A 16,207-nucleotide genomic window follows, 5' to 3' on the forward strand; every position below is an offset into this window, starting at 1 on the left:
AAAACAGGTAGAACAAAAATTGGTGTCACGCTTATGCTTAAACTATATAAAGCTAAAACTTCTATCAGTGGGGGCGATCCCCCGTTGATGGTTAGTGAAAGTTATCAGGGTGCTAGCGTCCGTGATAAAAACAAAAACGTAAGGAGAGAACAAATAAGATATGACAAATGCAAACCAAGTTGCTCAAAATTATGTGAATGACGTATTCGAAACAGTAAAAAAGCGTAATCCAAACGAAAATGAATTCCATCAAGCGGTAAAGGAAATATTTGATTCCTTAGTTCCAGTATTCGAAAAACAACCCGTATACATGGAGCACAACATTCTGGGAAGAATTGTTGAACCTGAAAGAATAGTATCTTTCCGTGTACCATGGGTTGACGATGAAGGAAAAGTACAAGTTAACCGTGGTTTTCGTGTTCAATTCAATAGTGCTATCGGACCGTACAAAGGTGGTCTTCGCTTCCACCCATCTGTAAACGCTAGTATTATTAAATTCTTAGGATTTGAACAGATTTTCAAAAACTCTTTAACCGGTCAACCTATCGGCGGTGGTAAAGGTGGATCTGACTTTGATCCGAAAGGTAAATCTGATGGCGAAATTATGCGATTCTGCCAAAGCTTCATGAGTGAACTTTCTAAACACATCGGTCCTGACACAGACGTTCCTGCAGGTGATATCGGTGTAGGTGCACGTGAAGTTGGTTACTTATTCGGTCAATACAAAAAAATGCGTGGCGGTTATGAAGCTGGTGTGCTAACTGGTAAAGGTATCAACTTTGGCGGAAGTTTAGCACGTACGGAAGCCACTGGATATGGTACAGTATATTTCGTAAACGAAATGTTAAAAGGTAAAGGTGACAGTTTCAATGGTAAAACAGTAGTTGTTTCTGGTTCTGGTAATGTTTCTACATATGCTATCGACAAAGCAACAGAACTAGGTGCTAAAGTTGTTGCATGTAGTGATTCCAGTGGTTATATATATGACAAAAATGGAATTAATCTAGCGACAGTAAAACGTCTAAAAGAAGTAGAAAGAAAGCGTATTAAAGAATATGTTAACGAACATCCAGAAGCAGAGTATACTGCTGGCTTTGAAGGCATTTGGAACATCCCTTGTGACATCGCTCTTCCTTGCGCAACACAAAACGAATTAAATGACGATGCTGCGAAAACACTTCTATCAAATGGTGTAAAAGCAGTTGGTGAAGGTGCGAACATGCCTTCAACGCTAGAAGCGATTGACGTATTCTTAGAAAATAATGTATTATTCGGTCCTGGAAAAGCAGCAAATGCTGGTGGTGTAGCCGTATCTGCATTAGAAATGGCACAAAATAGTGCACGTCTTTCTTGGAAGTTTGAAGAAGTGGATGAAAAGCTTCAAGAGATTATGGCAAACATTTATAAAAACAGTGTCGAAGCTGCAGAAGAATATGGTCAGCCTGGTAACCTGGTAGTTGGTGCAAACATTGCAGGTTTCATCAAAGTTGCTGATGCTATGGTAGCACAGGGTGTTATTTAATTATTCTTAATTGATATAAATAGGTTTTAGCACAATAAGCATACACTCGTTCCTTTCAAAAATGGAACGAGTGTATGCTTTTTATTTTGCAAGCCATTAGATATTCAAAAACTTTAGGAGACTATAAAATGACTAATAATAAAAATTAAGGAGATAATACAACATAAATTAAATTTTTACCAGGAGGTGGAACCCTTGCATATTATTTTGCGAGGGATGTTTTGGAGATAATAAATTTAATCATTGTTGCGATCTTAATTATATTAACCGCATTTTTCGTTGCATCAGAGTTTGCGATTGTTAAAATAAGAAAGTCTAGAGTTAGATCATTAGTGAAACAAGGAAAAGCGGGAGCAAAATCTGCTGAAAAAGTCACAAATAGCTTAGATGGTTATTTAGCTGCTTGCCAGTTAGGAATTACAGTTACAGCACTTGGTATTGGATGGCTGGGTGAACCAGCAATAGCTCAACTGCTGCACCCTGTCTTTGAATCACTTGGTTTTTCTGCAACAGTTATTTCAACGATTTCCTTTATAATCGCATTTCTTTTTATCACATTTTTACATGTTGTTATCGGTGAACTGGCGCCAAAGTCTTTTTCGATCCAAAAAACAGAAAAAGTTACTCTGCTACTTTCTCCTTTATTAGTTATATTTCATAAAGTGATGTATCCTTTTATTTGGGCTTTAAATGGTTCTGCTCGTATAATTGTACGTATGTTTGGTTTGCCGCCTGCCTCAGAAAGTGGAGAGATCTACTCGGAGGATGAAGTACGCTCTATCCTAGCAACAAGTTATAAGAGTGGAGAAATTAATGCTTCCGAAATAAGGTATTTAAATAATGTCTTCGAATTTGACGAACGTGTTGCAAAAGAAGTCATGATTCCAAGAACTGAAATTATATGTTTATACCAAGATAATACATATCAAGCTAACCTAGATATACTAAAAGCAGGAAAATACACAAGATATCCGGTGGCAGATAAAGATAAAGATCATATTGTAGGTATTATCAATACAAAAGAATTTTTTAAAGACTTTCTTAAGGAAGAACAAAAAGGTTTAACAAATTATATTAAACCCATAATTCATGCTACAGAAAATACACCGATAAATGCAATATTAAAAAGATTACAAAAGCGACAAAATCATATGGCTATTGTTGTAGATGAATACGGCGGCACAGCTGGACTTATTACAATGGAGGACATTATTGAAGAAGTTTTTGGAGAAATTCAAGATGAACTTGATGTAGACGAACGCCCTATGTATCAAAAAATAAATGAATATACTTATTTATTAAATGGCAAACTTCTTATTTCTGAAACGAATGAGTTACTCAATACTGATATTGATGACAATGAGATTGATACAATTGGCGGTTGGTTTCTTAATCAAAGATTAGATCCTGTGAAAGGTACTACTATGGAGTACAACAATTATAAGTTTACTATCAAAGACGTAGACGGCCATCAAATAAGGTTAATTGAAGCTAAACAAATAAACACAGAAGAAAAAAAACACGAATAATGTTATGTTAATAATTTTCACTTACATTAAAATAGCCATTTATCACGGTGCTAATCTTCCGTAAATCCCCCACTTCAAGATTCGAGTGAATCACAATATTAATCTCTTTGTAGATGAGACAATCTCTTTTATCGCCGGTGAACCATTGTTTCGTAACCCACTACTAAAAAAGGGATTAAAATATAAAAGAGGGAATAGCACTCAATAGAAATGAAAAAATCGGCGGACATTATTCTTAATGATAAAGTCAGTTGTTAAAAATTATGCAATCGGGTATAATGTAAGTAGGAAAGACATATCATAATAAAAACCGCAGACGCTGGTACGTCTACGGTTACAATAGACCGAACCCCGTTAAGAGGGGCGGCACTATTAGGAAGATAATCCCTCAGAGCCTGTCCAGAGCATATGAGGGGTTATTTTTTATCATTTTTATTGGACATGATAAACGCAACTAACATCCCAAAAGAGATCATTAGTGACAAAAAAGAAATCATTATTGTCAAAACGTTTTCGATATCCATAAGCGACACCTCCTTCTTGAAAATATTTAAGAAGGTAATACCGGTGTGCCACCCCTCATATGAAGCCGATCTATTGATAATTCTAGTATAACATTTAAGTGAATTTAATAGAGTTTTTCGACATTCTTTTTTTTCCATCCGACTTACTTTTATTTTCTAATTTTAAATTTTTGGATAAGGTGAAGAGATTTCTTCAGAGGTTTGGGTGGGTAATAAAAACACTAATAGTCATGTTTAGGCTGTTTGTTATGGCATGTGAGAAAAAATTAGCTTAGACCATTAGGCACTAATATTGTGTCATTTTGCCCCAAAAATGATTTTTTTCTATGTTTATAAGGTATGATAGAATGGAGATACACATATTAGGAGGTAGATCTTCATGTTCAAAAAATTAGCAAGTGATGCGTTAGGGTTAAGTGATATAGGGAAAATTATCCTTCCAGAAGACTTTGATAAGACAGAATCTGATGATTATGTGCTACATGAAGAAGGCGAGCGGATCCACTTTTTGATCAAGTCAAAATCAGATGAATACTGCTTTACCAATCGTGCCTTAATTCACCTCGATGGAGAAAAAGCATCTAGTAGTAAACGAAATATTTATCGGTATGATTATTACTTAAACCATATTAAAAATGTATCCGTTGAAACAGCCGGAACGATCGACTTAGATCTCGAAATCAAGTTTTCGCTTGGAGGCCAGTCACTTTCTGTCGATATCGACAAAAAAGAAGGTGAAGCTATTGCAGACCTTTATAAATCATTAGTAACTATTTCACACATCCAGGATGAGAATGAAAGAATCAAAGGATTTGCAAAAGATAGTTTGCAAGCTTCCCAGTCTCTGTTTACCGATAATAGATTCCATGAAGGAAAGGTATCTAGTGAATTTGAACAAGCAACTAAATTTGCCTTCGATTGGTTTCAATCCACCTATAATGACAACACAAGAAAAGATTTCAGTGAAATTTTTGAGAGATATATACAGAACTAAAAAAGCACTTTTAAAAGTGCTTTTTTCTATTCTATGAAAGGAACTCTACAAACAGATGATTCGCTTCTCTTCTCTCATTCTTTTATAATGTTGTAAACGCTTAACAAGGAGGTAGTAAATAATGCAATATCGTCATTTAGGTAAAACTGGTCTGAAAGTAAGCGAAATTAGTTTAGGAAGTTGGCTTACATATGGAGGCTATGTCGAGGAAAAAAATGCAGAAGCTTCCATTGATAAAGCCTATGACCTCGGGATTAATTTTTTTGATACAGCAAACGTCTATATGCGTGGGGAAGCTGAAAAAGTTGTGGGGAAAGCTTTAAGAAAATATCCACGCAGTTCCTATGTCCTTGCTACAAAAGTATTTGGAAAAATGGGAGATGGCCCCAATGATCAAGGTCTTTCACGTAAACATATCGTGGAGCAGTGTGACGCTAGTTTGCAGCGGTTAGGACTCGATTATATCGATGTTTACTATTGCCACCGCTACCATCCTGATACACCGTTAGAAGAGACGTTACGTGCCTTAGAAGATCTTGTTCGCCAAGGAAAAATGTTATACATCGGTGTCAGTGAATGGACTGCCGAGCAAATGACAGAAGCCGTTCATCTTGCTGACAAAAAACTGTTAGACCGCATTGTCGTAAACCAGCCAAACTATAGTATGCTTCATCGTAATATTGAAGATGAAGTCATTCCTGTAAGCGAGAAGCATGGTATTGGCCAGGTTGTCTTCTCTCCACTTGCCCAAGGTGTATTAACCGGGAAATATAAAAAAGGAGAAGCCATTCCTGAAGGTAGTCGTGCCGCTCAAAAAGACTTAGACTTATCGCGTGTATTAACAGAGGAAAACTTAGAACGTGTCGAAGCATTAAAAGGAATTGCTGCTAACGAGAGCTTGTCATTAGCTCAATTAGCGATTGCCTGGATCTTACGTCAAGACAATGTATCTAGTGCACTTATCGGTGCAAGTAAACCAGAACAAATTGAAGAAAACGCAAAAGCTTCTGGTGTAACACTCTCTAAGGAAACCATTGCGAAAGTGGAAGATATATTACAAAGGTAATAATATCCACACCAAATAAAAAACCTAGTTACTTGGTATTAATTTTTACAATATTTACAATAATTTCATTGACTTTTTCTCTATTCATGTTACTATGATATTAAACGGACAATAAATGGAATTCTTATCCAGAGAGGTGGAGGGGCAGGCCCTGTGAATCCTCGGCAACAGGTTAGAAAGATAATACTGTGCCAAATCCTGCGGGACAGCATAAACTGAACCCGAAAGATAAGAAGGAAGACTACACATGCTTACCTTCTTATCACACGATAAGAAGGTTTTTTAACGAGGAGGAAGCAACAAATGCTGACTTATGAAAATTTTTATGACAGCCCGTTGAACAATAAGACTCCTGACCAACAAGATCCTACAAAAGGAGCTCAGGAAATCCTTGATTGGGCTTATCAAACGTATGGTGAATCTTTAGTCTACGCCTGTAGTTTTGGGGCAGAAAGTATGGTTTTAATCGATTTAATTGCAACTGTCCAACCAAGTGCTAAATTAGTATTTTTAGACACTGGTTTGCATTTTCAAGAAACCTATGACCTGATTGATGAGGTCAAAGAACGTTATCCTTTATTAGATATCGTGATGCAGAAGCCTTCCCTTACTGTTGATGAACAACGAGAACAGTATGGATCAGCATTATGGAGCAGAAATCCTGACCAATGTTGTTATATTAGGAAAGTAAAACCATTGGAAGACGCACTTAGTGGAGCAACTGCTTGGATTTCGGGGTTAAGAAGAGCACAATCTCCGACGAGAGCCAACACCAACTTTATTAACAAGGATGACCGTTTCCAATCCATTAAAATTTGTCCACTAATTTATTGGTCTTGGGATGATGTATGGGAATATATTGAACAACATCATTTACCTTATAATAAACTACATGATCAAAATTATCCTAGTATCGGCTGTATCCCATGTACTACACAAGTTACTGATACTGATAACGAACGTTCAGGAAGGTGGGCTAACTTTCAAAAAACCGAATGCGGGCTGCATGCTACCCCACAAACAAAGTAATCATTTTTTTATTATCAAATACAAAGTAAAACTATCGGATTAATTAAAAGAGGTGAATACGTTGACATTACAAGTCGTAAATAGTCCGTTTGATGAAAAACAGACGGAAATATTAAATCAAATTTTACCGACATTAACAGATGCACAAAAAAATTGGCTTGCTGGTTATTTAGCGGCTTCCCAATCATCATCCCAAAACGTTACAACGATTGAAAAGTCAGCACCTGAACAAATAGCTACGCGAACCGTAACCATTCTATACGGATCGGAAACTGGGAATGGTCAGGCACTATCAGAACAGCTTTCCAAGCAACTAAAGGACCTTCAAAGAGATGTAACCATCTCGAGCATGGATGATTTCAAGCCTAAAAAACTAAAAGAAGTAGAAGATTTACTCATCATCACGGCAACACATGGTGAAGGGGATCCACCTGACAATGCGATTCAATTTCATGAATTCTTACACAGTCGCAAGGCTCCAAAACTTGAAAATGTTAACTTCTCCGTTTTGTCGTTGGGCGATGAGTCTTATGAACACTTCTGTCAAACTGGTAAGGATTTTGATAAACGTTTGGAAGAATTGGGTGCTACCAGAATTCACCCTCGTGTTGACTGCGACGTCGATTATGAAGAACTTGCCGAAGAATGGATAACAGAGGTGCTTGCCATTCTGAAAAAAGATGCCGGAAATACTCCAGATACAACAGCTACCAATCCAACACCTGCAGAACAGCCGATTTATTCCAAGAGCAATCCTTATACTGCAGAAGTATTAGATAATATCATCCTTACCGGCAAAGGATCGAATAAAGAAACAAGGCACATCGAAATCTCATTGGAAGGGTCTAATCTCCATTATGAACCCGGAGATTGTTTAGCAATTTATCCGAAGAATGACCCTGCCTTAGTCCAAGCGATTATAAAAGAATTTCAATGGAATGCAGAACAAACTATACCAATTAATAAACAAGGTGAAATTCGATCCGTCCAGGAAGCCTTAACTTCAATTTTCGAAATTACCAGGCTAACTAAAGGATTACTAGAAAAAGCAAGCACTTATTTTGATAATGAAAAATTACATGAATTAGTAGCAGATTCTGAAAAAGCAAAAACCTATATAGATGGTCGAGATCTACTAGATTTGATTATTGACTATCCACCAAAACAGCTGGATCCAACATCGATTATGCACTTTTTAAGAAAAATACCTGCCAGACAATACTCGATTTCTAGCAGTTATCAAGCAAATCCTGATGAAGTTCATTTAACACTGGCTACTGTAAGATATCACACACATGGTCGTGACCGAAGTGGCGTATGTACAGGAGAAATTGCCGACAGAATTAAACCAGGTGATCAGCTCAATGTCTACGTCCACAAAAATCCGAACTTTAAATTTCCAATGGATGAAGAAACACCAGTCATTATGATTGGACCTGGTACAGGGATAGCACCGTTCAGAGGATATATTGAAGAACGGGAAGAACTTGAATTAAAAGGGAAAACATGGGTCTTCTTTGGTGACCAGCATTTCCGCACTGACTTTTTGTATCAAGTGGATTGGCAAAATTGGTTAAAGCAAGGGTACCTGTCCAAAATGGATGTTGCCTTCTCAAGAGATAACGAGCAAAAGGTATATGTACAGCATCGCATGCAAGAAAAAGCAAAAGAATTATTCGAGTGGATCGAAGCTGGTGCCCATCTTTATGTTTGCGGGGATGAAAAACGAATGGCAAAGGATGTCCACGAAGCTTTCGTCACTATTATTAGTCAACAAGGAAACCTTAGCGAAGAGGCTGCAACAGAGTATGTCAATAAATTAAAACAGGAAAAAAGATATCAACGTGATGTATATTAAGGGGGAACAAAAATGGTAAACGATCCAAATAAACTAGACCCGGCTGAAAAGCTAAAAGAAGAAAGCCGTTATTTAAGAGGAACGATTCAAGAAGGGTTACAAGACCCAATAACCGCATCGATATCAGATGATGATACTAAATTGCTGAAATTCCATGGAAGTTATCAACAGGATGATCGCGACATTCGGGATGAACGACGTAAACAAAAACTGGAACCAGCCTATCAATTTATGCTTCGCGTTGCTATTCCTGGGGGTGTCGCAACATCAAACCAATGGCTTGCTATCGATGACTTAGCACAAAAATATGGGGATCAGACGATTAAGTTGACTACCCGTCAAGCTTTTCAACTACATGGCATATTGAAATGGAATTTAAAAGATACCATGAAAACGATCAACGAAGCATTAATGACAACCATAGCCGCATGCGGGGATGTCAATCGTAATGTAATGTGTAACCCTAACCCTTATCAGTCAGACATTCATCAAGAAATTCAAGATTGGGCACAAAAAATCAGTGATCACCTTTCACCAAAAACAGGTGCCTATCATGAAATATGGTTAGATCAGGAGAAAGTTATCGATTCAAAAGAGGAAGTGGAGCCGATTTACGGTAAAACATATTTACCGAGAAAGTTCAAAATTGGTATTGCCGCACCACCTTCCAATGATGTAGACGTTTTTTCTCAAGATCTTGGTTTTATTGCCATTATAGAAGACAATCAAGTTAAGGGCTTTAATGTCGTAGTTGGCGGCGGTATGGGATCGACACATGGTAATACCAATACCTATCCACAACTCGGTAAAATTGCCGGATACTGTGATAAAGAAGATGTGATTGATGTTGCTGAAAAAATCGTCACGATTCAACGGGATTACGGCAATCGATCTGACCGCAAGAATGCTAGATTTAAATATACGATCGATCATCATGGTTTTGATTGGTTTAAACAAGAGCTTGCTGATCGTCTCGGTTGGAAACTTGAGGAAGCGAAAGACTATCATTTCGACCATAATGGCGACAGATATGGTTGGGTGAAAGGAAAAAACAGATGGCATCTAACCCTATTTGTCGAAAACGGAAGAGTAAAAGATGCTGATGATTATAAATTGATGACAGCTCTTAGTGAAATTGCCCATATTCATACTGGTGAGTTTCGCTTAACACCAAATCAGAATCTATTAATTGCTAATGTTACGGCACAGAAAAAGAAAAAAATTAGCGAAATTATCGAAATGTATGGTATCACAGAAGGAAAACAATATTCCGGCTTACGTCGAAATTCGATTGCATGCGTGGCGTTTCCTACTTGCGGGTTAGCAATGGCCGAATCCGAGCGTTATTTACCATCACTCATCGACAAAATGGAAGGTCTTTTAGCCGCAGAAGGTCTGCAGGATGAAGAGATTGTAATCCGGATGTCAGGATGTCCAAATGGTTGTTCACGCCCCGCCTTAGCTGAGATCGCCTTTATCGGCAAAGCTCCTGGAAAATACAATTTTTATCTTGGCGGCAGTTTTATTGGTGATCGTTTAAATCAGCTCTACCGCGAAAATATAGGTGAAGAAGAAATTCTGGCAACCTTGAAAGAAATTTTTAATGATTACGCGAATAACCGTTTAGATAAAGAACATTTCGGAGACTTTGTCGTTCGTAAAGGCTATGTAGATGAAGTGTATGATGGACAAAACTTTCACCGTGATACGAAAGGAGTTTTATAATGGTAGAAATTAAAGAACAAACACAAGAAACGATCGAAGCACATGGTGGCACATTAATCAATCGTGAAGTAAAAGGTACAGAGCGAGAAACATTGTTAAAAGAGGCAGAAACTTTTAAAACATTAACAATCAATGCGTGGAGTATTTCAGACTTGGAACTAATAGGCATCGGTGGATTTAGCCCACTCACCGGTTTCCTCGGTGAAAAAGACTATCTAGGAGTAGTTGAAAATGTACACCTGACAGATGGTACGGTTTGGAGTGTCCCCATTACACTAGCAGTAACAGAAGCGGAAGCAGACAACTTAGACATTGGTGAAAAGATCGCACTTTACGGTGAAGATGGGGTTCTTTACGGAACACTAGATTTAGAGGAGAAGTACACCTATGACAAAGTAAAAGAGGCACAATCTGTTTATGGTACAACGGAAGATGCACATCCTGGTGTCCAAAAGCTCTATGAAAAAGGTAATGTATATTTAGCTGGACCTATCACCTTACTAAACCGTCCAACACATGATCAATTTAAGGAGTTTCATCTCGATCCTTCAGAAACAAGACAACTTTTTCAAGATTTGGGATGGAAAACGGTAGTCGGCTTCCAAACAAGAAACCCTGTCCATCGCGCCCATGAGTATATCCAAAAATGTGCATTGGAATCTGTTGATGGTCTATTATTGAATCCTTTGGTTGGTGAAACAAAATCTGATGATATCCCGGCAGACATTCGCATGGAAAGCTACCAGGCCATTCTAAAGCATTATTATCCGAAAGAACGAACAAGACTCGTTATCTATCCAGCTGCAATGCGTTATGCAGGACCACGTGAGGCTATTTTACATGCCATTGTTCGTAAAAATTACGGCTGTACGCATTTTATTGTCGGTCGTGACCATGCCGGTGTCAGCGATTATTATGGTACGTATGAAGCACAAGAATTAATTTCACAATATGAAGCAGAGCTTGGTATACACATTTTTAAATTCGAGCATGCTTTCTTTTGCCAAAAATGTGAGAACATGGCTACACAGAAAACGTGCCCTCATGATAAATCCGAGCATGTCCATTTAAGCGGAACAAAAGTAAGAGAAAAGCTTCGCAATGGTGAAGCTTTACCACGACAATTTTCAAGACCGGAAGTGGCTGAGGTATTAATTAAAGGATTACAAAGGGGTTCGAACGCATGACACAAACCAACAACATCGTGTGGCATGATTCAGTGGTAGCCAAACAAGATCGTGTCCAACAAAACAACCACCAAAGTCCGGTATTATGGTTCACCGGACTTTCAGGATCAGGTAAATCCACGATTACGGTGGAACTGGAAAAAGCATTGTTTGAAAAAGGCATCCGCTCCTATCGGTTAGATGGTGATAATATCCGTCATGGATTAAATAATAACTTAGGATTTAGTCCAGAAGACCGCAAAGAAAATATTAGACGTATTGGAGAAGTTGCAAAATTATTAAATGATGCAGGGTTAATCACACTGACCGCTTTTATTTCACCATACCGGGAAGATCGTGATAATGTAAGAAATCTTTTAGCTAATGGAGATTTTATCGAAGTTTATGTAAAATGCAGTCTAGAAGGCTGTGAAGCACGCGACCCTAAAGGACTTTACCAAAAAGCACGTGCAGGTGAGATTAAAGGGTTTACTGGTATTGATGCACCATATGAAGAACCAGAAAAGCCGGAGTTAGTGATTGATACCGAAGATAATTCAGTGGAAGAAGCAGTAGCAGAGATTTTAGATTTTTTAAAAGATCAACAATATATTTAAAAAATAGAAAGGTTTTATCCCTTCTATTTTTTAAATCTTATTTATTCCACCATTATTGAATGCCATCTACTCATTAAAAAGGACAGTTGAGATAACAATCAACTGTCTTTTTTTGTTGACTTTATTTTTTTAATGCTTTTATGATCGAATGATTCCTGAAATGATCCGTTTAATCGAACTCCTCTTCCAAAATGATACTCAGCTGCTTGAATATATGGATGTAAGGATATAAAGTTGTCTGCATTTAAGCCTGCACCAGGCATAATAACAGGTCCATTGGTAGTTCTTGATTGTTTCACAAGTTCTTTCAATACATCTTTACCTACTACACTATCTACTTTACCACCTGATGTTAAGATCCGTTCAACGTTAGCAGAATATTGCATTAAGCTTTGATAAGCTTCCATTACATCACGTGAATCATCAAAGGCACGGTGAAATGTAAAGCGAATAGGTGTATAGTTTGCTATTAAATCATCCAATAACTGCTCATTCACAGTACCATTTTTATTTAATGCACCAAAGACAAAATTGGTTGCACCAACAGCTAGCATTTTTTCTATCGATTGCTTTATCACTTCAATGTCCTGTTCAGAGTAACAAAAGTTTTTAGCGTGCGGGCGAATCATGACTTGAACTGGAAGTGAAACTTGTTCAATTATCTCTTTAACGATTTGAACGTTCGGCGTCAGTCCACCTTGTTCTATTGAAGATACTAGTTCAAGGCGATCCACACCAGCTTTTTCTGCTTCTAATGCATCCGTTACGTTTTGTGCAATCGCTTCTATTAACATGTTATCCAACTTCTTTCTTTACTAGTTCTGTTAATAACCGGACACCAAAACCGCTAGCACCTTCTACATAATAGCCACTAACTTCGAAGGCTTTCACTGTATTAGCCATGTCTATATGGTACCACTTAATGTCTTTTTCAATGAATGAATGTAGAAATGTTGCTGCTGTTATCGCTCCACCAAATGGTGTGTTCGTAACATTTTTGATGTCAGCTGTTTCACTTTTTAAAAGACTTTCATATTCTTTTACCATTGGCATTGGCCAAATATGATCTCCAGTCTCTTGACTAATACGCTTATATTCCACAAGGCTTTCTAGCTTATTACTAAATAAACCGGCCACCTTTAACCCTAAGGCATGACCAATTGAACCTGTCAATGTTGCTATATCAGCAATCCATTCTGCCCCATGATTTTGAGCGTATAACAATCCATCAGCTAAAATTAATCGACCTTCAGCATCAGTATTGCCGACTTCTACAGTCTTACCATTTTGGTAGGTGATAATATCTGACGGTAAATAAGACGTGCTACTTGGTACATTTTCAACTAATGGGATAATAGCTGTCAAATGAACTGGTAATTTCATCGTTTCTATTAATTTCATGGCACCTGCAACAGCTGCTGATCCACCCATATCCATCTTCATATCGACAATATCATTCGCTTGCTTCAAGTTGATTCCGCCTGTATCAAACGTTACCCCTTTACCAACTAAAGCCATCTTATTGTTCTCATGATTATGATAGGTTAGAAGTAAAACTTTCGAGGAAGCATTACTGCCTTTCCCAACTTGATAAGTTGCATGAAAACCATGATTACATAAGTCTTCTTCGTGAAGAATTGTTACATCGACCATAGTATCTCGAAATATATCAGTTATTTTTTGAGCGTATTTCGTCGGCGTTAAATTACTAGCAGGTTCATTACATAAATCTCTTGCAATACAAACTGCTTCTGACACTTTTAAAGCCTCTTTTTCTAACTGTCTGTAACCTTCCTCATATAATAAAGCAATATCTATGAACTGTGACTCTGACTTATAATGCTCAAAACGATAACTTGCTAAATGCCATCCTTCAAAAAAAGCTTTAATCGTGTCTTCCGCTTTCAAAGTGCTGATGTGTTCTGCGAGCAGATCTAACGAGATCTCTAATTTATTAATTCGGTAATCCTCTACTTTTTTCCTCACATTTCCTGCCATTACTTTTATCAACTCAAGTGAGTGCACTTCACCCTTAAGACCAACTAAAAATAATGGTTGACTGTTCTCGTATACAAATTGAATTGCACCAAAATGCTCTACACTTTGAAGAAACGGATATGGTGTACTATCTTTCTCATCATAAATAAATTTTATTTTAGCTTGCATATGATCAAACCTCGTTTCTATATTCGATAACACACATCTCATGGCCATCTAATTTATCCAACTTAATTTGAATATAGCTTCCTTCTTGGGTAAATGGAATTTCGTCACCTGTAGAGATACTCGTTACATTGCATGCTTTTTTATCATCTACCCATACATTAATCATGACATTGTACAATGGGATTCGGTCCTCAATCGTATAGAGGTCTACTGATTTTTTTTCTGTTATAAAATGCAACAAGTGAATTGCATCTATGTTTTGGTGATGATTACGTTGCATAGTCACTATTAAGCTACTCGGACCTTTATGTCTTATCAATTTCTCATCTAATAAAGTTTCTATAGCATCTTGTAGCATATGTTTACACCACATTGGTGCTTTTTGCCGATAAAGATGAAAGATCGGATGGGAAAAATAAATGACGTTTCCTAACTTAGTGACAGCAGGATGTCCCATTTCTTTAGAAGATGGAGCATGTTGATGTGAGCAGAACGTTTTGCCTTCGCGGTTAAAATAAGGTTTGACCGTTTCCATTAACACATCTGCTTGTGTCGCCTTGATGAATGAACCTTTACTATACATGACATATTCTTCCTTGTATAATTGTTTACCTATCTGTTCATTTGGTAAAACAAATTCTCGATCATAAGGAGAATCTCCATACCATTTCACACCTAATAGTGAAATTTCCTCTTTCTTTTCTTTTGCCAATGAACGATATGAAGCGATTATTTTACCACCATTTTTTTGATACAACTTTAACTTTTCCTCTAATTCTTTCTGATATTTGATATGATCGGGCAAAATTATTAAGCGATAGTCATTAAAATCCATCTTACTATCGATAATATCAAATTGATAAGTTAACTCTTGCAGCATTCGAACGGTTCCGATCAAAGAAGGGACGATACCTTCTTCCACCATTTGTTCTTCAGGTGTGAGTACTGCAATCTCTGATAAGTTTACTGCTTCTTTACAATACGGCTCCATCTTCGCCACTTTTTCAAAAACAGATCCAATTAATTTATATGAACCGGTTGATAATTGCCCATTGGGATGTAATTGATCTCCAATCGATATCCCTGCACCCGAAGCAAACATATGGAAACATTCGAATTCTAATGCTGCTCGGTTTTTTAATGAATGAAAATCTCCCCAATACGTATGGAATTTACCTGTCATTCCAATTATATCTTTCCCTAGCTTACGCGCATACCGCACAGTGGATGGAAAGTGGTCATACCCCCATCCCCCACTTGGAAGAGACTCTATCTCTAAGTGTGTATAGTCATCTAAACTTGCTTTTATTTTCGGTCCAATATGTGAACCGTTATAAAATACACCTGCATCAGGAACCTGTTGATGTAAAATGGTTGTAATTTCTTTTTTAAATTCATTAAGCATGACAGTCGCATATTTCATACGCTCGCCTTTCTGTTTAACATCATAGCCTCTAGCCTTCATTTGCTTAATGCAATGGTTACAATGACAATCTACTTCAAACAGGATATCGAAAAAGAATCCATCAATCTTTCCTTCACCAATAACTTGTATCATATCTACCAAGTGTTCTTTAAAATATTGCCGATAATCACTGTTTAAACAAATCGTATAATAAAAATGCGGCTCCGGTACTTCCTGTGTGGTAAGATAATTCCCTTCACAATCAACACTCAGCCACTCTGGATGTTTTCTCGCAATGTATCCATCCCATTGTACTGTTGTATAAATAGGTACTTTAATCCCTTGTTCATGACATGCTTCTATTTGTTCCAATAACAGATTTTTATTTTGTAATTGAGGATGGATTAAATCTGGCCTACTTTCCGATGGATAATATAACCAACCATGATGACATCGGGCAAAACAAGTAATTGAATCAACATATGATTCCTTTAATGTTTTTGCGAATTCGTGTTTATCAAATTGACGAGCGACGTCAGGAATAAATTCACTAGTATGAAAGTCTAAATGAACTTGTCTGTATTTTTGGTTACTCACTCTCTCACC

The 16,207-nt window shown here is 37.3% G+C and carries 12 protein-coding genes and 1 riboswitch; of the genes, 9 read left to right on the forward strand and 3 right to left on the reverse strand.

Features of this window, described 5'->3' with window-relative positions; all coding sequences use genetic code 11:
• Window positions 1-160: 160 nt before the first annotated feature.
• The 9 genes from gdhA to cysC all read left to right on the forward strand — a co-directional run bounded on the left by gdhA (window position 161) and on the right by cysC (window position 12,030).
• Window positions 161-1,522, forward strand: coding sequence for an NADP-specific glutamate dehydrogenase (gdhA, locus tag BM121_RS06620; protein WP_091482612.1), 1,362 nt, complete (start codon window positions 161-163; stop codon window positions 1,520-1,522).
• Window positions 1,523-1,743: 221 nt separating this feature from the next.
• The gene (locus BM121_RS06625) at window positions 1,744-3,051 is read left to right on the forward strand and encodes a hemolysin family protein (protein WP_091482614.1); all 1,308 of its coding nucleotides are present in this window, start codon (window positions 1,744-1,746) and stop codon (window positions 3,049-3,051) included.
• Window positions 3,052-3,954: 903 nt separating this feature from the next.
• Window positions 3,955-4,569 carry a PH domain-containing protein gene (locus tag BM121_RS06630; protein WP_091482616.1) on the forward strand — a complete coding sequence of 205 codons (615 nt, stop codon included), beginning with the start codon at window positions 3,955-3,957 and terminating at the stop codon, window positions 4,567-4,569.
• Between the two features lie 121 nt (window positions 4,570-4,690).
• Window positions 4,691-5,635 carry an aldo/keto reductase family protein gene (locus BM121_RS06635; protein WP_091482617.1) on the forward strand — a complete coding sequence of 315 codons (945 nt, stop codon included), beginning with the start codon at window positions 4,691-4,693 and terminating at the stop codon, window positions 5,633-5,635.
• A 121-nt stretch (window positions 5,636-5,756) separates the two neighbouring features.
• Window positions 5,757-5,870: riboswitch (SAM riboswitch) on the forward strand.
• 68 nt (window positions 5,871-5,938) lie between these two features.
• Window positions 5,939-6,664 carry a phosphoadenylyl-sulfate reductase gene (locus BM121_RS06640; RefSeq protein ID WP_091482619.1) on the forward strand — a complete coding sequence of 242 codons (726 nt, stop codon included), beginning with the start codon at window positions 5,939-5,941 and terminating at the stop codon, window positions 6,662-6,664.
• A 61-nt stretch (window positions 6,665-6,725) separates the two neighbouring features.
• Window positions 6,726-8,522, forward strand: coding sequence for an assimilatory sulfite reductase (NADPH) flavoprotein subunit (locus BM121_RS06645; RefSeq protein WP_091482621.1), 1,797 nt, complete (start codon window positions 6,726-6,728; stop codon window positions 8,520-8,522).
• 12 nt (window positions 8,523-8,534) lie between these two features.
• Entirely contained in the window at window positions 8,535-10,247 is a 1,713-nt protein-coding gene (cysI, locus tag BM121_RS06650; RefSeq protein WP_091482623.1) for an assimilatory sulfite reductase (NADPH) hemoprotein subunit, read from the forward strand.
• The gene (sat, locus tag BM121_RS06655; RefSeq protein ID WP_091482625.1) at window positions 10,247-11,434 is read left to right on the forward strand and encodes a sulfate adenylyltransferase; all 1,188 of its coding nucleotides are present in this window, start codon (window positions 10,247-10,249) and stop codon (window positions 11,432-11,434) included. The genes cysI and sat overlap by 1 nt, the downstream gene beginning before the upstream one ends.
• Window positions 11,431-12,030 carry an adenylyl-sulfate kinase gene (gene cysC / locus BM121_RS06660; RefSeq protein WP_091482627.1) on the forward strand — a complete coding sequence of 200 codons (600 nt, stop codon included), beginning with the start codon at window positions 11,431-11,433 and terminating at the stop codon, window positions 12,028-12,030. Before sat ends, cysC begins: the two co-directional genes overlap by 4 nt.
• A gap of 98 nt (window positions 12,031-12,128) precedes the next feature.
• Here the strand turns inward: cysC and BM121_RS06665 are convergent, their stop codons facing one another.
• From BM121_RS06665 to BM121_RS06675, 3 genes are read right to left on the reverse strand one after another with little or no spacing between them, the layout of a single operon-like run.
• Complete coding sequence (locus BM121_RS06665; RefSeq protein WP_091482628.1) at window positions 12,129-12,824, reverse strand: copper homeostasis protein CutC; 696 nt, start codon at window positions 12,822-12,824, stop codon at window positions 12,129-12,131.
• Window position 12,825: 1 nt separating this feature from the next.
• On the reverse strand, window positions 12,826-14,196 hold the full coding sequence (locus BM121_RS06670) for a leucyl aminopeptidase family protein (RefSeq protein WP_175495352.1): 1,371 nt from the start codon (window positions 14,194-14,196) through the stop codon (window positions 12,826-12,828).
• Window positions 14,197-14,200: 4 nt separating this feature from the next.
• A complete protein-coding gene (locus BM121_RS06675; RefSeq protein ID WP_091482631.1) occupies window positions 14,201-16,198 on the reverse strand; it encodes an alpha-amylase family protein in 1,998 nt (665 codons plus the stop codon).
• Window positions 16,199-16,207: the final 9 nt, after the last annotated feature.

Origin of the sequence: Gracilibacillus orientalis, from assembly GCF_900114645.1 — a bacterium.
In the GTDB taxonomy this organism is placed as follows: domain Bacteria; phylum Bacillota; class Bacilli; order Bacillales; family Amphibacillaceae; genus Gracilibacillus; species Gracilibacillus orientalis.